At 70.8% G+C, this 20657-nt stretch carries 18 protein-coding genes, 1 other RNA gene and 1 pseudogene; 6 read left to right on the forward strand and 14 right to left on the reverse strand.

All coding sequences use genetic code 11. From position 1 onward, the window contains the following. Nucleotides 1-5: 5 nt before the first annotated feature. The 3 genes from WMF22_RS34060 (at nucleotide 6) to WMF22_RS34070 (ending at nucleotide 4141) form a co-directional block, all read left to right on the forward strand. On the forward strand, nucleotides 6-692 hold the full coding sequence (locus WMF22_RS34060) for a TIGR00266 family protein (RefSeq protein WP_437294130.1): 687 nt from the start codon (nucleotides 6-8) through the stop codon (nucleotides 690-692). A gap of 305 nt (nucleotides 693-997) precedes the next feature. Next, the gene (locus WMF22_RS34065; protein WP_438032490.1) at nucleotides 998-2521 is read left to right on the forward strand and encodes an FHA domain-containing protein; all 1524 of its coding nucleotides are present in this window, start codon (nucleotides 998-1000) and stop codon (nucleotides 2519-2521) included. A 33-nt stretch (nucleotides 2522-2554) separates the two neighbouring features. Then, nucleotides 2555-4141 (forward strand): GDSL-type esterase/lipase family protein, encoded by a 1587-nt coding sequence (locus WMF22_RS34070; protein ID WP_438032491.1) that lies wholly within the window; start codon nucleotides 2555-2557, stop codon nucleotides 4139-4141. A gap of 2 nt (nucleotides 4142-4143) precedes the next feature. Here WMF22_RS34070 and WMF22_RS34075 read toward each other — a convergent pair whose 3' ends face one another. Further along, a complete protein-coding gene (locus WMF22_RS34075; protein ID WP_438032492.1) occupies nucleotides 4144-5760 on the reverse strand; it encodes an NTP/NDP exchange transporter in 1617 nt (538 codons plus the stop codon). Between the two features lie 510 nt (nucleotides 5761-6270). On the opposite strand from WMF22_RS34075, the gene WMF22_RS34080 reads away from it, so the two are divergent. Continuing rightward, a complete protein-coding gene (locus WMF22_RS34080) occupies nucleotides 6271-7545 on the forward strand; it encodes a BamA/TamA family outer membrane protein (protein ID WP_438032493.1) in 1275 nt (424 codons plus the stop codon). A gap of 143 nt (nucleotides 7546-7688) precedes the next feature. Here WMF22_RS34080 and WMF22_RS34085 read toward each other — a convergent pair whose 3' ends face one another. Both WMF22_RS34085 and WMF22_RS34090 read right to left on the reverse strand, forming a co-directional pair. Further along, entirely contained in the window at nucleotides 7689-9464 is a 1776-nt protein-coding gene (locus tag WMF22_RS34085; protein ID WP_438032494.1) for a hypothetical protein, read from the reverse strand. 97 nt (nucleotides 9465-9561) lie between these two features. Further along, complete coding sequence (locus tag WMF22_RS34090; protein WP_438032495.1) at nucleotides 9562-10662, reverse strand: esterase/lipase family protein; 1101 nt, start codon at nucleotides 10660-10662, stop codon at nucleotides 9562-9564. Between the two features lie 333 nt (nucleotides 10663-10995). Between WMF22_RS34090 and WMF22_RS34095 the strand changes: the two genes are divergently transcribed. Further along, complete coding sequence (locus WMF22_RS34095) at nucleotides 10996-11778, forward strand: hypothetical protein (RefSeq protein WP_437294137.1); 783 nt, start codon at nucleotides 10996-10998, stop codon at nucleotides 11776-11778. A gap of 108 nt (nucleotides 11779-11886) precedes the next feature. On the opposite strand, the gene WMF22_RS34100 is transcribed toward WMF22_RS34095, so the two are convergent. Continuing rightward, entirely contained in the window at nucleotides 11887-12177 is a 291-nt protein-coding gene (locus tag WMF22_RS34100) for an oxidative damage protection protein (protein ID WP_272095228.1), read from the reverse strand. Nucleotides 12178-12523: 346 nt separating this feature from the next. On the opposite strand from WMF22_RS34100, the gene ssrA reads away from it, so the two are divergent. After that, nucleotides 12524-12868, forward strand: a transfer-messenger RNA (tmRNA) gene (gene ssrA / locus WMF22_RS34105). 124 nt (nucleotides 12869-12992) lie between these two features. Here ssrA and WMF22_RS34110 read toward each other — a convergent pair. The 10 genes and pseudogenes from WMF22_RS34110 to WMF22_RS34155 form a co-directional block, all read right to left on the reverse strand. Further along, nucleotides 12993-14072, reverse strand: a pseudogene (locus tag WMF22_RS34110) (tyrosine-type recombinase/integrase); the annotation flags it as partial. Nucleotides 14073-14108: 36 nt separating this feature from the next. Next, nucleotides 14109-14810 (reverse strand): hypothetical protein, encoded by a 702-nt coding sequence (locus WMF22_RS34115; RefSeq protein WP_438032496.1) that lies wholly within the window; start codon nucleotides 14808-14810, stop codon nucleotides 14109-14111. Next, nucleotides 14807-15511, reverse strand: coding sequence for a recombinase family protein (locus WMF22_RS34120; protein WP_437903571.1), 705 nt, complete (start codon nucleotides 15509-15511; stop codon nucleotides 14807-14809). Before WMF22_RS34120 ends, WMF22_RS34115 begins: the two co-directional genes overlap by 4 nt. A gap of 31 nt (nucleotides 15512-15542) precedes the next feature. Next, nucleotides 15543-16091 (reverse strand): crossover junction endodeoxyribonuclease RuvC, encoded by a 549-nt coding sequence (locus tag WMF22_RS34125; protein ID WP_437903572.1) that lies wholly within the window; start codon nucleotides 16089-16091, stop codon nucleotides 15543-15545. A 64-nt stretch (nucleotides 16092-16155) separates the two neighbouring features. Then, nucleotides 16156-17505, reverse strand: coding sequence for a hypothetical protein (locus WMF22_RS34130; protein WP_438032497.1), 1350 nt, complete (start codon nucleotides 17503-17505; stop codon nucleotides 16156-16158). Between the two features lie 81 nt (nucleotides 17506-17586). Beyond that, a complete protein-coding gene (locus WMF22_RS34135) occupies nucleotides 17587-18099 on the reverse strand; it encodes a hypothetical protein (RefSeq protein ID WP_437324223.1) in 513 nt (170 codons plus the stop codon). After that, nucleotides 18096-18302, reverse strand: coding sequence for a ribbon-helix-helix domain-containing protein (locus WMF22_RS34140; protein ID WP_438032498.1), 207 nt, complete (start codon nucleotides 18300-18302; stop codon nucleotides 18096-18098). Before WMF22_RS34140 ends, WMF22_RS34135 begins: the two co-directional genes overlap by 4 nt. 175 nt (nucleotides 18303-18477) lie before the next feature. Next, nucleotides 18478-19353: a hypothetical protein gene (locus WMF22_RS34145; RefSeq protein WP_438032499.1), complete on the reverse strand. Its 876-nt coding sequence runs from the start codon at nucleotides 19351-19353 to the stop codon at nucleotides 18478-18480. Between the two features lie 355 nt (nucleotides 19354-19708). After that, nucleotides 19709-19990, reverse strand: a complete 282-nt coding sequence (locus tag WMF22_RS34150; RefSeq protein ID WP_438032500.1) for a hypothetical protein — start codon at nucleotides 19988-19990, stop codon at nucleotides 19709-19711. Further along, nucleotides 19987-20547 (reverse strand): RNA polymerase sigma factor, encoded by a 561-nt coding sequence (locus tag WMF22_RS34155; protein WP_438032501.1) that lies wholly within the window; start codon nucleotides 20545-20547, stop codon nucleotides 19987-19989. The genes WMF22_RS34150 and WMF22_RS34155 overlap by 4 nt, the downstream gene beginning before the upstream one ends. Nucleotides 20548-20657: the final 110 nt, after the last annotated feature.

Genomic DNA, 20657 nt, shown 5'->3' on the forward strand with positions numbered 1-20657 from the left:
ACGACGTGCGCGACGAGATCCGAGGCAACCCCGAGTTCGGCGTGCTCCACGTGACCTTCGAGCACGCCGGCGAGCAGATCGTCGCGGAGAGCGGCGCGATGGTCGCGCGCGACGCGGCCATCGACATGAAGACCAGCCTGCAGGGCGGGCTCGCCAGCGCGCTCAAGCGCAGGATGACGGCCGGAGAGAGCCTCTTCCAGAGCACCTTCACGGCGACGGCGCCCATGCAGTCGATGCGGCTCGCGCCGGCCCCCGAGGGCTCGATCGAGCGCCTCGTGCTGCGCTCGGGCATGGAGGTGTTCCTCCAGTCGGGCGCCTATCTCGCCTCCACGCCCGGCATCACGCTCGACACGAAGTGGCAGGGGGCCAAGGGCTTCTTCGCCGGCGGCCTGTCGCTGCTCCGGGCGTATGGCGAGGGGCAGATCTGGTTCTCGAGCTACGGCGGTATCCACGCGATCGACGTCGGTCGCCAGCACGAGGGCTATCTCTGCGACAACACCCATCTGCTCGCGTTCACCGAGGGCCTGAGGTACCAGGTGCGCAAGCTGTCGGGCCTGAAGGGCCTGTTCCTGTCCGGCGAGGGGCTCGTCTGCGAGTTCCAGGGGCACGGGAGGCTCTGGCTGCAGACCCGGAACCCGGGGGCGCTCTCGGCGTTCCTCCATCCGTTCCGGCCCGTGGGCGGCGGCCACTAGCTCCGCCCGCCCGAAGGCCGGCCAGGCCTTCCGGGATGGCCGCGCCGGCGGGCGGCCTGCCTGGCCCGCCCGGCGGTTGCCCGGCGCGCGCGGCGATCCGAGGCGCGCTCGTGGATTTCGGCGCTGGCGACGGCGCGGTCCCGGCCGCCCGCCATGGGCCGCGCGCCGTCATTGCCTTCCCGGAGGCGGACTCGCTAAAGTAGTCCCGCCTCGCTGAGGAGGCTCGTACGGCGAACGGTAGGTGCCACGGATCCACAAGGGCTCGCGGGGCGAGCCTGGCCCCGCCCGAGTACCCCGAACCCGCTATGTGGAAGCTGACGATCGAGGATGACGAGGGGAAACAGACGGGGCTCCCCCTCGCCCATGAGGAGTACGCGCTCGGACGCGGAGAGTCGAACTCGATCCGGCTGACCGATCGCAACGTCTCGCGCACCCACGCCACGCTGGCCAAGAACGGCCAGGGCTGGGTCATCCGGGATCTCGACAGCTACAACGGCACGTACGTCAACGGCGGGCGCGTCACCGGCGAGCAGCACCTGCGCCACGGCGACCTCGTGCAGCTCGGCGACTACCGCATCGAGATCGTCGACGAGGCGCTCTCGTCCGCCGTGACGAGCCCGACGCCGCCGCCGGGCAGCCGCAGCACGGCGCACCTGCCGCTCCACACCCGCCCGAACCGGCTCGTCATGGTCGTCGGCCCGACCCCCGGCGCGGAGTTCCCGCTCGACGGCGAGCGCTTCACGATCGGGCGCTCCGAGGACGCGACCATCTCGATCAACCACAGCTCCGTGAGCCGCCTGCACGCCGAGCTCATCAGCCTCGGCAGCGGCCGCTACGAGGTCGTCGACAAGCAGAGCGCGAACGGCGTGCGCATCAACGGCGTCGAGCTCAAGCGGGGCCTGCTCGAGGCGGGCGACGCGCTCGAGCTCGGCGACGTCCGCCTCCGCTTCGTCGCTGCTGGCAAGATCTTTCGCGCGGGGCCGGACGGCGGGCCTGGCGTGGCGCCGGGCGCCTACGGGAGCGTGGCCCCCTCCGCGCCGTCGTCCCGCTCGCTCGGCGGGGCGAGCAAGGCGATGGGGCTCCTGCTCGCGGTCGCCTTGATCGTCGTCATCGCCGTGATCGTGGCCACGCGCGCCCGGTCGCACGGGTCCACGACGCCCGAGCCGGACGTGAGGCCCGTGGTGGCGGCGCAGGCGGGCGACGACACGAAGATCCTCGACGCGGCGCAGGAGCACCTCCGCTCGGGGGACATCGACGCCGCGCACCGGAAGCTGCAGGAGATCGCCGAGACGTCGCCGGTCCGGGAGACGCCGCGCTTCAAGGAGATCGAGGAGCGCTGGGCGGAGGGGATGTTCCGGCAGGTCGAGCAGGCCGGGACGAAGGAGGAGAAGCTCGCGCTGCTCAACGAGATCGCGAAGACGACGGGCGTCCCGACGGCGCTCCGCGCGCGGGTGGCCGAGATGCGGCGGCAGGTCGACCCCGAGGCGCCGCCCGAGCCGGAGCCGGCGCCGCAGCACGTCGGCTCGCCGGCGTCCTGGCTGCCGCAATCCGCGCCTGCGCCTGCGCCTGCACCTGCCCCCACGCCCTCGGCTTCGGCCTCGGCCTCGGCCTCGGCGCCCTCGGCCTCGGGCGCCGCGCCGGCGAGCTCTGGCCTCGACTCGAGCTCGTACCCCGCGCAGCGGCGGGCGCTCGAGCCGAAGGTCTGGAACGGGAAGGCGTCGGCCAGCGAGATCAAGCTGCTGCGCGCGATCTGCATCCACCAGGGCGACGCGGTCTGCCGCGACAAGGCGACGGCGGCCCTGGACAAGCTCGACAAGAAGGGCCTGTAGCCGCCGCTTCCATCGTTCTTCCCACGTGCGTCGATGACCTCCAGGAGCAGCACCACGGCTCACGAGCCGGCCGTCCACGCGCCGGATGCGCGCGAGGCCCACGTCCACGAGGCGCCGCCGCCGGGCGGGCGCGATGGGCCTCCGGCCGGGCGCGAGGGAGGCGCCGTGACCGTGAGCTCGCCGGCGCGGAACGGGCTCGCCTCGCCGGCTGCCCGGGCGATGGCGACGCTCGCCCTGCTCGTGCTCGTCCCCTACGCGCACCCGAGCCTGTCGCGGCTGCGGTTGCTCACACCGCTGCCCGAGGGAGAGGGGCTCGTCGTGGTCCCGGCGCCGGCGCCGGTGGCCTCGGTCGGCGAGACGACGCTCGTCATTGAGACCACCGAGCAGGCCGAGCTGCGCCAGCCCGAGGAGGTCGCGCTGCCGGCCGCGGCCGCCGAGCTCATGCCGGCGGCGGTCGCCTCCGAGGGCAAGCCGCCGCGGCCGATCGAGGACCCGAGCGGCGAGGCGATGACGCCGTTCTTCCGCGCGCTCGCGGCGGTGGAGCGCAAGGCGCCGCAGTCGATCGCGCGCATCACCTACTTCGGCGACTCCATCGTGGCGAGCGACTTCGTGACGGCGACGCTGCGGCGCAAGCTGCAGAAGCGGTTCGGGGACGCCGGCCACGGGTTCATGCTGATGGCGAACGCCTGGCCGGGATATTTCCACAACGACGTTGTCCGCTTCGCCGGCCCGGGCTGGCAGGTGAGCCGCGTGGTGGGCCCGTTCGCCAAGGACGGGCTCTACGGGCTCGGCGGCGTGTCGTTCCGGTCGCAGGGCGCGGGGGTGTTCTCGCGCTTCGGCACCGCGGAGTCCGGGACCTACGGGCGCGCTGTCTCGCGGTTCGCCGTCGATTACCTGAAGCACCCCGAGGGCGGGCGGATGGAGGTCAAGATCGACGGCGAGAGCCGCGAGATGATCGACACGCGGGCCGACGCGGCCAGCTCGGCGATCGCGACCTACGAGGTCCCGGACGGGCCGCACTCCATCGAGGTGCGGGCGCACGGCCCGGGGGTGCGGGCGTTCGGCGTCTGGATGGAGCGGGACACGCCCGGGGTGGTGCTCGACGCCATCGGCATCCAGGGCTGCCGCATCCGCTTCCTCGACAAGAGCGACGACGCCCATTTCGCCGAGCAGCTGCGCGCGCGGAGCCCGTCCTTGACGGTGTTCCACTACGGCATGAACGAGAGCGAGGACGGCGAGCTGTTCCCGCTCGATCAATACGAGTCGACGATGAAGGCGGTGCTCGAGCAGGTGACCGCGGCGCTGCCCGGGTCGTCGTGCCTGCTCGTGGGCCCGATGGACCGCGCCGACAAGAAGGGCGAGGTGTACCGGAGCCGCCCGGTGATCCCGAAGCTCGCGGCGATCCAGCGCAGGGTGGCCGGGCAGGTCGGCTGCGGCTACTTCGACACCTTCGGCGCGATGGGCGGCTCGGGCTCGATGGGGATCTGGGCCCGGCGCGGGCTCGGCGGCGCCGATCTCGCGCACCCGTCGGGCGCGGGGGCCGAGGTCATCGGCCGCTGGCTGTACCTGGCCTTGATGGACGCCTACGAGGGCTGGAAGGCGAGCGCCGCGCGGCCCTGAGGCTACGCGGCCTCGAGGTCGTCGGGCTTCGGCGCCGCCGGCTCGTCCGCGGCGCGGCGCCTGTGCTCCCGGGCGATGCCGGCCACGACGCCGAGCCACACGAGCGCGAGGGCGATATTGACCATCGCGAAGTGGCGTGTGGAGAGCGCGAGCACCTGGCCGGCGATCACCCCCACGGCGGCGAGCACGTCGCCCGCGCGGACGACGAAGGTGTCGATGGCCGCCTTGGCGCTGTACTTGGCGTCGCGGCCGACCGGCAGGAAGAGCGCCTGCCGCGCTGTGTTCTGGATGGAGTAATCGGCGCTGTTCTCCGCGATCTTCGCGACGCGCACGACGGCGAGCGCCGGCAGGACGGCGAGGGACGCGTAGCCGAGCAGCGCGATGGCCGGGAGGATGAACAGGGCGAATCGCACGCCGAGGTACTTGAAGATGCGGGAGACGAAGAAGAGCTGCAGGACGACGCCGAACGTGTTGACCCAGTAAAAGAAATCACCCTTGAAGGTCCCGATGATCGCGCCGAGCGCCGCCTTTTTCCCCTTCTCTGTGCGCGGGTGGACGAGCCCCGCCCCGGCGCCCTCGACGACTTTGCCGCCTGCCTCGACGTCGAACGCGCCGCCCTTGACGGCGGCGATCTTCCCTTCGAGCAGGCGCGACGCCTGCGGATCGACGAGGTAGACCGGCGCGCCCGCCGCGAGCGGCGCGCCCGGGGCCGCGCCGGCGGGGGCCGCGTCCGGCGCGCCGCGCTGCTCGCTTCCCGTGTGGAGCGCGCTCGTGGCGGACTCGATCAGGGTGCGATCGAGGATGTACTCGCCTGTCGAGTTCACCCAGTTGAGGACGAGCGTCAGGCCGGCGATGAGGAGCAGATAGCGGTCGCCCGCGATGATCTTGAAGCCGCCCGCCGCGCCCCCGGGCGGCGCGTCGGCCTTGTCCGCGGCGCCCTTCGAGCCCGCGAGGTCGTCGCGGTGGACGAGGTAGGTGAGCCCCAGGCAGGCGAGCAGCACGCCCGCCGCGAGCAGCATCATGTTGTAGGGGCCGATCGGCACGTAGATGCGCTTCGCGATCTGCGCGCCGAGCATGGCGCCGAGCGAGCTCCCGATGCCGACGATGGCGAAGAGCCGCTTGCCCTGCTCGGGCGTGTAAACATCGTTGGCGAAGGACCAGAACTGCGCGATCACGGTGAGGTTGAAGCAGCCCACCCACAGATAGAAGGGCACCCCGAGGGGGACGCCGAGGCGCGCGAGGAGGAAGAAGAGGACGAGGTTCGAGGCGAAGAAGAGCGTGAGCGCCGTGGTGAGCTGCATGCGCCCGAAGCGCCTGGCCAGGGCGCCATAGGCGCGGACCACGCCCACGAGCAGGAGCGCCTGGCCCGCCGCCGCGTAGGCCTTCACCTCGGCGCCGTCGAGGTCGAGCCGCCGCCCGCCGATCTCGAGCCCGCCGCCCGCGAGGATCAGCGGCTCGCGGACCACCTTGAGGAGGTAATAGCCCGTGAGCAGGAGGAATACGTTCAGCGTGAGAACGAGCACGCTGAAGACCTCGCGCGGCTTCACCTCGGCGAAGATCGCGAGGAGCCTGTGAAGCACGCCCCGGGCCCGTGTCTCGTTCTCGCCTGTGCTCGCCACCCGCCGCTCCATGCCCGGAAAACCGCCGTTCTGGCGGCACCGGCACAGGACCGATGCCGAGATGCCGAGCGCGGGAGGCTATCGAGCCTGGTCCCGGCCGGCAACCTCCCTCTCGCCGCCGGGCGTGTGAACCGCCGCACCCGCCGCGCCGTCGCGTGGACGCGCGACAGGCGCGCCGCGCAGACAGGCGTCTCCCGGGTCGGGAACTCCGCTATGCTCCCGCGCCGCGACGTGTTTCCGTGCGAGAGGCGAGGCGGATTGGGCACCAACGAGAAGGGACCGACGCGCGCGCTCGGCACGGCATTTCGGCGGCGCGTGGCCGCGCTCGCGAGCTGCGCCGCGCTGTCGCTGTGCGCCGAGGCACAGGCCGCGCCTCCGGCGGGGGGCGCCGCGCCGCCGCCCGTGGTCCCGGGGGCGCCACCGGCGGCGCCTCGCACATCGGCAGAGCCTGCTACGCCGGCGGCTCCTCGCGCGCAGGCAGAGCCTGCTAGACCGCCACGACCTTCCGCCGTGGCGCCGCTGGCGCCCGGCGCGAAGCGCCCTGTGCCGGACTACGACGGTCGCCCGGACGAGGTGACGAGCGCCGGCGACGCGCTGCTCTGGGTGCCGCGCGTCGTGTTCTTCCCCGCCTACCTCGCCAGCGAGTACCTGGTCCGGCGGCCGCTCGGCGCGCTCACCGTCGCGGCGGAGCAGGGCGAGTGGCTCAGGGAGCTCAAGGACATCTTCACCTTCGGGCCGAACGACAACATCGGTATCGTCCCGACGGCGCTCTTCGACTTCGGCTTTCGCGAGAGCATCGGCGTTTACTTCTTCTATGATGACCTGTTCGTCCCCGGCAACGAGCTCCGTGTCCACGCCGCGACCGGCGGGGTCGACTGGTGGAGGCTCACGATCGCCGACCGGATCCCCCTCGGAGAGCGCGCTCACCTGAAGCTCCGCGGCGAGGCGGACACCCGGCCAGACTGGCTGTTCTCCGGGATCGGCCCGAGCTCGCTGGAGCGCGACCGGGCCCGCTACAACGCCCGCAGCGTCGAGGGGACGGCGACGCTCCACGCCGATTTCGGGGCGTTCAGCTTCGTCGAGGCGATCACCGGCGCGAAGACGGTCGACTTCCACGACGTCTGTTGCTGGCGGACGGTCGGCGTCCGGGTCGCGCGCGGCCGTTATCCGATGCCCCCGTCGTACGACACCGGATATACGGCCTACCGGATCGGGGGCCGCGCCGGCCTCGACTCGCGCCTGCCGCGCCCGGCGCGGGGCAACGGCGTCCGGCTGGAGCTCTCCGGAGAGCACGCCGTCGACCTGGAGCGGCCGCTGGAGAGCCGGTGGATCCGCTATGGCGGCTCGCTGGGCGGGTTCGTCGACCTCACCGGGCACGATCGCATCGTGAGCCTCGTGCTCTCGGCGGCGTTCGCCGACCCGCTCGGCGCCGCGGAGGTCCCCTTCACCGAGCTCGCCGAGCTCGGCGGCGACGCGCCGATGCGGGGCTTCCGCGAGGGGCGCCTGCGCGGGCGGAGCGCCGCCGCGGCGACGCTCGAGTACCGCTATCCTGTCTGGGCGTTCGTCGACGGCACGGTGCAGGTCGCCGCGGGCAACGTGTTCGGCGAGCACCTCCGCGATTTCGATCTCGACCTGCTCCGCATGTCGTTCGTGCTCGGCCTGCGCACGAGAGGCGAGCGTGACCACTCCATCGATGTCCTGATCGGCTCTGCGACCGAGACCTTCGAGCAGGGGGCCGGCCTGCAGGAGCTGCGGCTCATGATCGGCGCCACCCACGGCTTTTGATCGAGCAGGGCGAATGTCCGGTGGGGATCTGAATTCACAGGGAGGCGGGGAGACGGGGAGTAAAATCCCAAAAATCTCCCCGTCTCCCCGCCTCCCTGTTCAATTTCTCTCGAAAAATGAGGGCAATTGTCAGGGTAAGGACCTCAGTTGGGCGGCTCGGCGTCGTCGGGGCGCTCGATGCCGACGAGCTTGTAGCCGCGGCGCGGCCCGAGGTCGTAGAGGTGGGCGCGCAGCGGACCGGGGGCCTGCCCGTTCAGGACATCGATGATGGCGTAGCGCGAGGGCGCGTCGTCGGGCGCGCCGCCGTCCGCGGCGATGTGGGGGAGCGCGAGGCACACGCGGCCGTCCGGCGAGGGGCGCACGACAGGCCGGGCGCGCAGGGCGAGCGAGTCGCCGGCGTACATCGCGGCCTCGTAGCGGAGGTCTTGCGGGCGCGCGACGCCGGTGCGCCGCGCGAGATCGACGCCGCACAGCGCCGCCGGCGAGGCCAGGGCGACGTCGGCGATGGGCGACAGGCGCGTCAGGTACCGCGCCATGATCGCGCGCTGCCGCGAGAGGAGCTTGCCGATCAGGAACGCTGTGTGGCGCGGCGCCGTGAAGTCGCCGGTCTTCACGGCGGCCTCGATGAGCTCCGGCGTGAAGCGCGCGAGCGTCCGGGCGGCCCAGGCGCCGTCGAGCTCGGTCATCCGCCCGAAGGCCGGGTTGGGGTAGCCGCCGCGCCAGGCCTCCGGCCGGAAATCGCGATCGCTGAAGAAGCCGAAGATGTCGCCCTGCGGATCGTGGCTCGCCCGGTCCCAGGGCCGCTCGGGGATGCCGAGCGTCACGAAGTCGAGGAGCGCGTACTCGGCGTCGAAGTAGAAGGCGTGGCCGAGGCGCTTCGAGATCTCCTCCCACTCCCACTCGCTGCCGAAGCAGTCGCCGAGATCGATGGTGTAGTGGCGCACGTGGCCCGGCGACGCGTCCTTGTCCTTCGGGTCCTCGGCGAGCCAGACATCCATCGAGTTCTGCTCGCGCGAGTCGAAGTGGTTGAGCCAGGCGGCGAGCAGGCGCCCCCCGCGCAGGTCGCGCCGGTCCTCGTGCGGGATGACGTCGTTCGGATCGTCCTCCCGGGTCCCCTCGTACCGGAACGGCCCGAGGGCGCGGCCCGGGAGCCAGCGCGAGGCGACCATGCGGACCCGGCCGCCACGCTTCGAGGCCTTGGCGAGCACGCCGTCGAGCGCCGCCTGATCGAAGGGCCTGGCGACACCGCTGTTGTCGGTCACGGTGAGCCCTGGCGACAGCTTCAGGACCGACGGCTTCAGGTAGACCACGCTGTCGCACGGCGCCCAGAAGCCGGCGGCGTGGTAGAGGCGCGCCGCGATGGCGGTCGCGCCGGTGGCCCGCTCGGGCTGGTCCGAGGGGTCGGCCTTGAGCATGAACTTGCCGACGCCCTCGACCTTGATCCGGAAGCCGGGGTTCGCGCCGTTCGGCTTGCCCATGTCGATGACCCAGGACCCGTCCGGCGCCTCGGGATCCAGCGTCCTGTCGCCGCACGGCCCGCGCACCAGCTCCTCGGCGGAGAGCGGCCGCTTGCCGATCCGGTTCGTGAACCAGCTGGAGTCCGGCACCTCGTCGACGCTGTTCACGTTGGCCGCCTCGCTCCCTGGCTCCACGGCGAAGAAGCGCGTCACCGGCCGGAAGACGAGGTTGTCGGCGGCGTCCCACGCGAACGAGGACTCGTAGGGAGCGGGCGAGCAGAGGCGGTGCTGCGGATCGTCGCTGGGCGCCTCGGGATCGGGCCGGCAGGGCAACGAGACGGGGCTCAGGTCGGCGTCGCGCCAGACCGGATCGCGCAGGGGGAACCGGCGCACGTCGCCGCTGCACGCCGCGCTGAGCAGGGCGAGCAGCGGGAGAGCGCGGGTGAGCGGCGCCGTGAGCATCGACGGGTGATGGTAGTGGAGAGGGCGGCCGCTCGGGGCGGTTTTCGGCGGGGCGAGCGCGGACGAGCGCGGACGATGGCGGACGAGCGCGCGCTCGTCAGAAGCCTTCTTGCCGGAGCCGCGCGATCACGGAGCGGTAGAAGTCGATATAGAGCCAGGGGTTCCCGGCGCCAGGACTCTGTCCGAAGAGCTGGCCTATCTCGTCGAAATGGTCGGCCGGGATACAGCCCCAGAAGTCCCCCCACCGCGCGTCCCGCGCGCGCACCAGGCCGTCGTTCGGGAACGACTCGCCGATGCCGCCGTCGAGCAGGGTCTCGGTCAGCGACAGCAGCGGGTGGACCGGATCGAGGCCGTCGTCGAACTGCGCGACGAAGGGCGCGGGGGTGAGCGTCGAGCAGTCGCTGCCGCCGCGCGCGCGGTTCGTCCGCCCGCCGAAGGAGGCATAGAACACCCCGGGGGAATCGGTGAACCTCGCGTTGAACTCCGCGATGCCGGGCGTCGAGAACTGCTCGAGCGCCGCGAAGACGCTCGTCTCGTTGCCTATCTGATCGTAGAGCGGCGCGCCGATCGCGTTGATGAGATCGTCCAGGATGTCCTGCAGGCGCTCGTGGGCGACGAGCTCGAGCGCCACGTCGGCGACCTTCGAGCCCAGGTGGGGTGTGGCGACGGTGACAATCGAGGCGACGAGATCGGGCCTGTCGTGCGCGACAACGCGCGCGTCGAGCCCTCCCTGCGAGTGGGCGATGATGTTCACCTTCTCGTGGCCTGTCGCGTCCAGGATCTGCTCGATCCGCGCGAGCAGCTGCGCGCCCCGGACCTCGGAGCTGTTGAACGGGTCGACGGCGGGCGTGAAGACCGTCTCGCCGCTCTCGGCGAGGGCCTCTTTGAGGTTGTAGAAGTAGCTGACGTATCCCGCGCCCGCGAAGTCCTCGAATCCGAAGAAGCCGTGAGCGAGCACGATGGGATACGGCGGCCCGAGCTTGCCCGACGGCCAGCCGCCGCCGACTTCGCCCGGGTCGCCCGGGTCGTCCGACAAGCCCGAAGAGCTCGCCCAGCCGCCCGAAGCGGAGCCGCCCCCCGCGCCCGTGAGCACTTCGCCGGTGCTCGCCGGCGGATCGAACTGCTCCCCGGCCGCGCTGCAGCCCGCGAGGAGAACACACGAGGCGACCATCACCCACCCTCCCAGAGCAGCGGACACCCGCCGTCGCCTTCGACGAGCACCCGTGTGAGACTTGCACTTACGCGAACCGCCAACACACGATGACGAGACTGTCGACGAAGAAAGATCCAGCACGACCACCTCCTGCCGGAATCAGCTCAGACTCTGCTGATGGGATGCTGATGTCAAGCGCTGTCGGAAATTTGAACCATTCGTGATCTGCAGCGCATTGCGTCGCGGGCGGCGTTGCGAGCAGCGGTCGGCTTCCTGCAATGCGCCACGGGTTTTGACGCCGTGTTGGCGCATTGCGTCGCGGGTCGGCGTTATTTTTCCATGCGGAGGGGCGGGCTGGCTCCGGTAGGTTCGTGGGCCATGCGATCTGTCCAGAGCTCGTTTGCGCTTGTGCTGGTGGGTACCCTGGCCGCTTGCGGTGGCGCGGCGCCTCCTCCGTCGGAGCCGGATCGTGCGGAGGCCGAGGTGGCGGCTGCGGCGCCGGCCGCGAAGGAGGGTGAGGCGGCGGAGGGTGAAGGTGGGAAGAAGGAGGAGGACGCCGCGGCGGAAGCGTCACGGCAGATCCCGACGACGTGCGAGCAGCGGGGCAACGAGTGTCTGCCGCCGGTGGCGTTCGTGAAGCGGCTCTGCAGCGGGTTCCATCCGGACGTGGCGCTCACCCTGTTCGCGAAGGGGTCGCCGTTCACGCGCGGGTACCTGACGCGGGACACCGACGCGGTGAACGCCTCCGGCGGGTCGTCCTCGAACGACAAGCTGGTCTTCGATGAGGAGGTGCTGATCCTCTATCACCGGGAGCCGGAGACGGGGGGCATGGTCGTGAGCGGAGCCGGGGGCGGCTACGAGGTCCTGCGATGGGACGGGACGTGCGCCACGCTGATGGCGGAGGAGGTCCGGCAGCACGTGCCGCCGAAGCCGAAGTTCGCGGCGATCCCGTGGAAGAGCCTCGATCAGAAGACGCGCGACGCGTTCCTGGCCGACGAGAAGACGGGCAAGCTCATCATCGAGCGGAAGAGAGAGTGCAAGGGCGCGACGATGGGGGCGGTCACCGCGAAGTGCGAGAAGGTCGACAAGCAGATGGCGGCGGCGCTGATCGAGTACGTGCGCAAGGGCGGAGCGCTGCCGGCTCCGGGCCCGCTGCCCTGAGGGGCGGCGGGCGGGGGCGGGGCGCTTCCGGATGGGGTGGGTGGGAGCGCCGCCGGGCCGATGGGGAGCGGGGAACTGCGGTCGCGGGGGTACCGCGGTCGCGGTCGGCTACTCCGGCTTGTCCTTGGGCGCCACGTAGTCGGGCGGGAGCTGCGCGGCCTCGTTCCCGCCGGTGAAGAAGTACTTGTCGAGCTCGGTCATCCAGATCCGCTGGCCGGCCTCGGAGATGAGGTCGAGGCGGTACTCGTTGATGAGCATCTTCGAGTGCTCGAGCCACATCCGCCACGCCTCCTTCGAGACGTTGTCGAAAATCCGCTTGCCCAGCTCGCCCTTCAGCGGCGGCTTCTCCAGCCCCTCCGCCTCACGGCCGAGCTTCACGCACTGGACCATCCTCGCCATAAGTTGCCCGACTCCTTTTCCTTTTCGCGGGCTTCTTAGCCGACCCGCGAGGAGCCGTCGAGAGCGCGAGGCGTGCCGGCGAGGTCAGCGGGCGGCCGACCAGAGAGGGGCCCGACCGGAGCGGACGGGCGAGCGGCGGCAGCAGGTTGAGGCAGGGGCGGAGGGCAAGGCCGACGGAGGTGCCTGGAGGCAGCAGCAGACAGGAAAGCCGGGAGGATCGGACCGATGGGCCCCGACCGAGGCACGGCGACGTCCGCGACGGCGTCAGCGACGGAACGATCTGGCGCCGAGGGGTTGACGGCAGCACGGTTTCTAGCAATATTCGGTCCGTCTGAACGAACCACGAGGGGGCGATCGGCTTCGACGTGGGGACTGAAGGTCTGTCTGCGTGCTGGCGGCTCCTGCTCCGCCTATCAAGCGGGACGTTACAAGTGCGAACGACAACGCATACGCTGTCGCGGCCTAATAACCGCTAAGCCATCCGAGGAGAAGGTCGTCCTAGTACTCTAAGGGTGTCAACCACAGGGCTGGGTCGCGTGAGGACGCCCTCGATAACGCGGCCGAGATTCAGTGAGGGATAGGTCGTAGCCGAATCTACGAACGCCGTCGCCGGCGCATGGCGACTACGCACGTGAACGAAGGTAGACTGGATGCCTTGCGGACCCGGGTTCGATTCCCGGCGCCTCCACCATGATTCCGCGCACTTGCGCGCTTTCCGGACGATTCCCGGACGAAACACCACCCTCCCACAACGAGAGAGGTAGCGGCGGAAAGACGTCGCCGAACCCCGCGCGGACGGCTTCGGCCTCGCGGATGTAGCCCTGCGTCGTCTGGAAACCGGCATGGCCGGCGCGCTGCATGATCTTGAGCGGGTCGTCCCCCCGGATGGCAAGCCAGGTGATGCCGGTGGCGCGGAGGTCGTGCCAGGTCATGTTCTTCCGCGTCGCGTCCGCCGCGAAGAGCTCGGACCGATCCAGCCGCGCCGCGGTCATGAACCCGCGCAGGGCGCGTGCCAGGTGGCGATCGTCGGGGAGCCGGATGACGCGGCCCCGGCCGCCTGACTCGGCGTGCATGGCGCGCAGGAGGGGCATCAAGGCCGGCTCGATGGTGAAGCGGCGGGTGGTGCCCGTCTTGGTCGATTTGGCGCCGCCCTCGCGGTCCAGGCTGCGGTGCACGTGGACGATGCCGCGCTCGAGATCGATGTCGTCCCACGTCAGGGCGCGGAGCTCGCTCGCCCGCACGTAGAGGTAGGTCGCGAGCGCCACGGCGCGGCGCCACGCGATCGAGATCTTCGGGCTCGACACGAGCGGCAGGAACTCCGACGGGTAGAGGTACGCCTTCGCCTTCTTGATGCCCCGGTCCGGCCCGCGCACGTCCGCGGCCGGATTGCTGGAGAGGACGCGCAGCGAGAGCGTCTTGGCGTTGCAGGCGTCATCGAACAGCTTGGAAACGAGCCCCCAGGTGTTCACCGCGGTTTTCCACGACTGCTCGCCGGCTCGCACCGAGGTATCGAGATGTTCGACGAACGCCTCGACATCACGCCGGGTCACAGCGGTTATCGGCTTGTCGCCCAGCTGAGGAAACAGCCACTTCCGCAGACGTCCGCGGTCGCCCGCCGCAGACGTCAGACCCCGCTCTTCTCGCACCGCGGTCCAGCGCTCGACCCACGCGGCCACGGTCTCACCCGCGGGAGCCGCTGCGGTGCGGCCCCGCCGCGGCTTCGTGGCGCCCTCGGCGCGGGCGAGCGCCGCGAGGCGCTTGGCGCGGTCGCGGGCGCGAGCTTCCGAGAGGCCAGGAGGCATGCAGACCCGCGGGCGCGAGCCATCGGCCAGCGTGAAACGCGCATCGTAGTGGTCGCGGTGGCGCTCGATCGTTCCGTTGGGAGGTCGGGGCATGCGTCGGTGTCTCCGTCAGGGCGCGGCAGGCGCGATCTACTTCTGCTTCGCCTCCCACGCGCGCAGGGCGTGGGTGAGCGCTGCCACCTTCTCGGCGGGCAACGGCGGCTTCGTGGCGTTCTGCGTGTGAAAGCGGCTGACCTGGGACCGCTCGACACCGGAGAGCTTCGCCAGCTGGGCTTGGGTAAGGCCCCGCTCGAAACAGCGGGCCATGAGCTCGCGGACGTCGCTCTCGTTGCTCTCGCGAGCGGGAGAGCGCGCGGGCGGAGCCGCGGGCGCGGGCTCTGCGGCAGGCTGGCGCAGCGTCGAGATCAAGCCCTTGATGACCGACGACCGCGACACCTTGTCCGCGAGGCCGGGCGGCGCGATGGTGCGCTGGCGCTCGACCTCTGCATCCACGGTCTCGACCTCTCCCGGGGTGAGCCGGACGTGGACCATGACACCGGCGACGGTGCTGCGGTCTTCCTTCGGGGGGCGGCCCATGCGTGCCATGCTCTTGATCCTTTCCTTCACGGCTTCGTTGACCTCTCGACGCTCTTCTCCGGAGACGATGCGAACGATCGCGCAGAACCGCGGCCAGGGCTGCGCGAGCGCCCACGCGCGGAAAGCGCCGGGCGGGTCCGCGTGCTTCAGGATCTTCTGGCAGAGCTCGCGGGTCGCCGGGTCGGGGTTCGGCTCGGCCAGGGCATGCCGAACCGCTGCGCTACCCCATATCTTGCACGCGATGGAGAAACTCACTCTCTCGACCTCGCGAGCACCTTTCGCACGGTTTCAGCCGCCCAGCTACCGCCCCGCTTCGTCCGATACCCCTCGTCGGTCAGGGTCGCGGCGATCTCGCGCAGCGAGAGGCCATCGGCGCGGAGCGCCAGGATCCGATCGACCGTCGCAGCTTCATCCTGCACGCGGGCGATGATGCGCCGGCCGTCCGCATCGGCCTCCCCGGTGTGAACCCACCCGAGCGCCGCCCCGCCGAGCCGCACGCCATCGGCGCGGAGCTGGGCCAGCGCGTCGCGCGTGCGCTCGGCGGTCGCTTCGCGCTCCCACTGCGAGACCGACGCGAGGACGTTCAGCACGAGGCGCCCCGCGGCAGAGCGCGTGTCGATCGAATCGGCGACCGACAGGAGCGAGAAGCGATCGGCGAAGTATCGGGCGATCAACGTGTCGAGGTCGCGCACGCTGCGCGTGAGGCGATCGAGCTTCGCCACGAGCAGGGCGGAAGCCTGGCCAGCATCGAGCATGCCGAGGGCACGTTGCAGGCCGGGGCGGTCGAGCGTCTTGGCGCTGACGCCGGGGTCTTCGATGATGTCCACGAGGTCGAGATCCATGGCCGTCGCGTAGGCTTCGAGCTTCGCCCGCTGCGCCGCGAGGCTCACGCCACCGTCCGCCTGATGTTCGGTCGAGACCCGCACGTAACCGATCGCCCTCGTCCGCTCGCCCATATGTACATTATGTATCTCAACATGTATTCGGTCAAGGGGGATTGCGATCGAGCTCCGCCGACATCACCCACGACTGCGACGCGGGCGCGGGCACCTCCTCGCGGATCGTGCTCCACGCGACCGCGGCGGCGTCGCGTGCATGCTCGCTGGACCGGGCGGGCCAGCCGGCGACCCGCGCGCGGATGGCGGCGGCGAGCGCGGCGTCACCTGCCCTGGCGCATCCCAGGGCCGAGCGCACCGCCTGGAGCGTCGCGGTGCGCACGATGAGCCCACGCGCCGCCGCGAGGCCGGCGAGCTCGGCCCCGACCCACGAGGCGCCACAGAGCTCGCTGGCCATGGCAGGACCGAACCGCGGGCGGGGGAAGACCCGGACGACGCGCTCGACGGCGACCAGCGCGGGGCGGTAGCGCGAGAGCAGCGCCCCCGCGGCCGCGCGCAGGGCATCGAGCCCGGAGTCTCCCGCGAGGTCGACAGGGAGCACGCCGGAGCCCACGTGCCGCGCCCCGCGCGCGTCCGCGCCGAGCGCCGCCCATCCCACGCGAGCGGCGCCAGGGTCGAACCCGAGCACGATGGTGTCCATCGGGAAAGCCTCACGTCCCCCAGCACGCGGCATGCCGGCCCGCGCTGATTTACCCACGAGTAAATCAGCGCGGGCCGGCATGCCGCGTGCGGGGGACGTCGGAAGAACAATGTCCTATCACCGCCCTGTCAAGATATTTCGTGTACGAAGAATCAGGCGCCATCGTAGCCTCGTGGATCGGAGCGACGGCGCGCTCCGTTCGCGTTCCGCTCCGACTCTCCGCCGTGGGCCGGGAAGTTGATGGCGACGAGCACGCGGGGCCCTGGCTCGCTGCCAGCGTCGCCAGCCGAGGACCACGAGCGCCGGAGCTCGGCAGGGCAGGAACGCCCTTCCGTGCCACGCCGATCTCGATCACCGTCCCCCGCGGCGCCGCTCCGTTGGCGCTGAGGAGCCGTCCGAGCGCGTCATGGGCGATGCGCGCCATCCCGATGTCGCCCGCCGCGTGCGCCTCAACCATCCCTTGAATCAAGTGTTCGGCCATCATCAGCCGCGGATTGGCCTGCTTCATACTACCTCTGTTCAATCCACGCGGCTCCGCTGTCTCCGAGGTGGCGCCGCTCGGCGCTCGGCGTAAGCGCACGGCGGGGCACGCTCCGGATTGCGTGAAAACGGCTTCCTGTAGGACTGCCCAGCGTGGGTCCGTCTTGCAGCGCTCTCTGCGCGTTGCGGTTTCGAGGGCGACGAGACGCAGCGTCTTGCGGGTGAACCGCTGCCATACGGGATCCAGGCGTTCGGGCAGCGTCGACGGCGTACGTAGGCCGAGCTCGGCCAGGTGCCGGCCGCGAGGGCGAAACTCTGCACGCCATATCTGCCCCTGCCCGTCCCATCCGTGCGCGATCCACCCCGTGCGCTCCATCGCGGCGCGGGCCGGTTTGCGCCTCAGACGGAGCTCGCCCGTCTTGTCGTAGAGCACGAAGGCTAGATTTCGCCGATCGCCTATCTGCAAGCCCGTGAACATGGGGCTGCTGCGCGTCCGCCGTGCGTCGGTCCGCCAGCTGCTCATGCGGCGCAGCCGGCCGACGAACGCCTCCCGATCGGCCTCGCTGAACGTCGTGCCTGCGACATCAACGCAGAGATCGAGCTCTTGGACCTGGCCCACTGGGGCCTTGGAGACGGGGGCGGCGAAGTGCGCGGCGATCGTGTCGGCGTGGTTCACGGCTTCCGCCAAGGGACGCGACGCGAGGAACGGAACCGCCAGATCCACGACGATGTCACCCTCCCCGACGAAGATCCGGCCGCTCGGACCGACCGCGGAGAACGGTTTCCCCCGCCTGCCCTGCCGCTCGACCGCGAAGCGCTCGCCCGCGATCACGACGCACGCCCCGCCGCTGCGCGCCTCCACCTTGGCGCGCGCCAGCTCTTGGAGCACCGCGGGGCAGACGCGCATCGGGTAGCGGATCGCCAGCGCATCCACCCGTGCCCCGACGACGTAGGGGCTGCTCCCGGCGTGCGGGGCGGTGGTGTTTGAACACCCCTTCATAAGGCTGCCGTCCGGTCACCTTCGGCCAGCGCGGCGGTTCGCCGGTGGGAGCTGAAGACCCGCGCCGATGAGCAGCGCGCGATCGTCGTCTGCTTCGTCTACGGGCTTGCGTTCGCGAGGCACGATCTTCCGGCTCTCGATCCAGGTCTCGACGTCGGTCCAGACCGCCCAGACTTCCTTTCCGCATTTGAACGTGGGGAAATTCTTGCGGCGCCCGGCGTCCAGAAACGCCCGGGCGGAGCCGAGCGGGTTCGCCTTCGAGGTCGCATAGCGCGGCGTCCGCTGCGCGATGACCCCGCCTGCCTCGAGCGCGTCCGCCTGCACGCGCAGTATGCGGGCTTGCACATCGAGCGCGTCCGCCTGCGCGCGCAGTGTGCGGGCTTGCACATCGAGCGCGTCCGCCTGCGCACGCGATGTGCGGGCTTGCACATCTAGCGCGTCCGCCTGCGCACGCGATGTGCGGGCTTGCATACCGAGTGCATCCGCCTGCGCGCGCAGCAAGGCCACGACGTCCACCGCGGCCTTCACGACGAACGCTCCTGTGTCGACTGGGCGCGCTCGATCTGCGCCAAGCGAAGGCGAAGCCCCTGCTCTGCGATCCGGCACTGCGGGATCCCCGTTTCTTCGGAGATGACGCGGAGCCGTTCTCGAACATCGACGGGGAGACTGAGATTTGTGGGGGCGCGGTTCGCCTTCGTCCGCGGTCCGCGAGCAGGTGCGTGCTGGTCCATGCGCGAGACCGTGCATCGCGGTGGTTCGTCCCGCTAGAAACTGCCCCCCACCGGGGGGATGCGGGGCACCTGCTGCCCCCCACCGGGGGGATGCGGGGCACCTGCTGCCCCCCACCGGGGGGATGCGGGGCACCTGCTGCCCCCCACCGGGGGGATGCGGGGCACCCTCTTGACATCATCGCGAGCGCGGCTTGTGGTCGAGGAACTTGAAGGCTTTGCGGATTTCTGAGCGGCTTTTTCCGGAGAGCTCGAGCTCTTTGCGCAGCAGCCGTTCGGCGATCGTTTGCCCCAACGATTCCGAACGCTCGCCCGAGAGCGTCTCGCTAACCGCGAGCAGTGCTTCGCGCACACGAACCCCGATCTGACCCTGCCGCTTGAAGACGTCGGGATCCCTTGAAAGGCTCGGGATCGAAGGGAAGTTGTGGGCCATACACGCGGTGATTTGGGTGGCCATGCCTTCGAGCGTAGCCGTATTCGCTCTGAATTTTTCGATCTCGACCCGGATCAGGCTCGCGAGCATGTGAAAGCCACCGGACAGCTGCGCGATATCAAGCGGACGCCGCATTGAATCTTCAAGCGGTAAAAACCCAAAACGGCCAGCTGAACCGGGAGGAGGGCGAAGACGGTCGCGTGCCCACTTGTCCGGCGCGCGCAGCGCTGCATAGTCGCCCTTCTCCACGGCGTCGCACACCGCATGAAGGATGTGCATCACGGGTACTGCGTCTGGGTTGGCATGCTGGATCGCGAGCTCGTAGAACTCCCGTGTAAGTCTCTTCAGATCGACCATTGCTGGATGCAAGGCGGGTCGGGCTTGGATACGCAGTTCGTTTCCGTCGGGCGTCTGCCCGACGATCGCGGGCAGATCCGCCACGAGTTCGCCGGCGGCCTCCGCGTCTGTCGATGCCGTGAGCCTCGCATGCGCCCACGTCTCGACCTCCTCGGGATCGTCCGAGCGGATCTCTTCTGGGCCGACTCGGAACCGCTTCACCTCGCCGTTGCCGTGCCCGCCTGCCTTGCTCCTGCCTTCGCTTGCGCGTACCTTCTTAACCACAGTCACCTCGCGCGTGATTGCCCGCGGCCGGGAGGCTCCACCCTCGCCGGCCGCATCCTTTCGAGCCTACAGCATGTGGGAGTGATCTCAGGGCCGCACGGCCGGGGAGCGATCGACCCCCGGTGTCGTCGGCGGTGGCGATGCTGAGGCCGGCGGGCTGCGCCGCGCTTCGCCAGGCGTGCGTGGGGGCGAGGCTCCGCGTAGCTCGCCCGGCATGCGCCGCCCGTGGAGCGCCTACCTGTCGTGCCGCACGAAGTGCCGCTCGATGGCGTCGAGGATCTGCAAGGCGCCGCGCGCTTCGGCGACGGCCTCGCGTTCGGCGCGCGTGCGGTCCTCGTTGCTGGCGGCGCCCGGCCTACTCCCAGGTCCGCCAGACCCGCCGCGTGCGGCGCTCCGGGCCCCTGCCGGCTGCGATGTCAGCGAGAACTTCGCCCGGGGAGCGGCGCTCGCGCATCGCGATCATGGCGATGATGCGGGTGAGCGGGACGCTGCGGTCGGTCGTGGCGGGCAGCAAGCCGTCGTCCCGCCACCCCGTCGCGTCGAGGTAGCGGTCGATCTGCGCGGGCGTGATCGAGCGCGTGACGGGCTTCCCGGGCACGGTCACGCGCACGCGCCGCTTCGGGTCGCGGGGCTTCATCGCCTCCACCTCCGTAGCTTCAAGGCCAGCGCTTCGCGAGCGATCCGAAGCCTGGACGCTGCCGTGCTCGGGTTCATCCGGCGCCGCTTGGCGTACGCGACGAGCGACTCCGGGCTGTCGACCGAGAGCAACGCCTCAACCTGCCAGGGCGGCAAGCTGGCCATCGCGTCCAGCACCTCACGCGCCTCGATCTGGGCGTGCATGTCGACGCCGACGGGCTCGCGGAGCAACCCGAGAGGCGAGGGATGGAGCACGGCGCGCCGCGCCCACGCGCTGTGCACGTAGTGCGAGGCGAGGCGCCAGGCGATGCCGTGGAGCCACTTCCGCAAGGCGTCGCGCGGCTTGTCCCGCGGGTCCGGGCGGTAGAGCCCACGGCGGACGGCGTTCCAGGCGTTCACGAGCACCTGCTGCTCGACGTCCGCGCGGTCGCGCTTCGGGATGCCAGCGAGCGTCGCCAGGACGATGCCGCGCTCGGCAAGGATCTCTGCCATCGACGGGCGCTTCCGGGGATGTCGTGCGGCAGGCGGGCGTCCGGCCCCCTTCCGCCGGCGCTTCACGCGCGCCTCCTGTGGTCCTCGTGGGGGAATCGCGGGCCGGCGGGCTCGCCTGCGGAACAGGAAGCGGACGGGCGAGCGGCCCGTCCTGAAGGCGGATCGGTTCCTTGGCC

This window comes from Sorangium sp. So ce204, from assembly GCF_051526795.1.
GTDB classification, from domain to species: domain Bacteria; phylum Myxococcota_A; class Polyangia; order Polyangiales; family Polyangiaceae; genus Sorangium; species Sorangium cellulosum_B.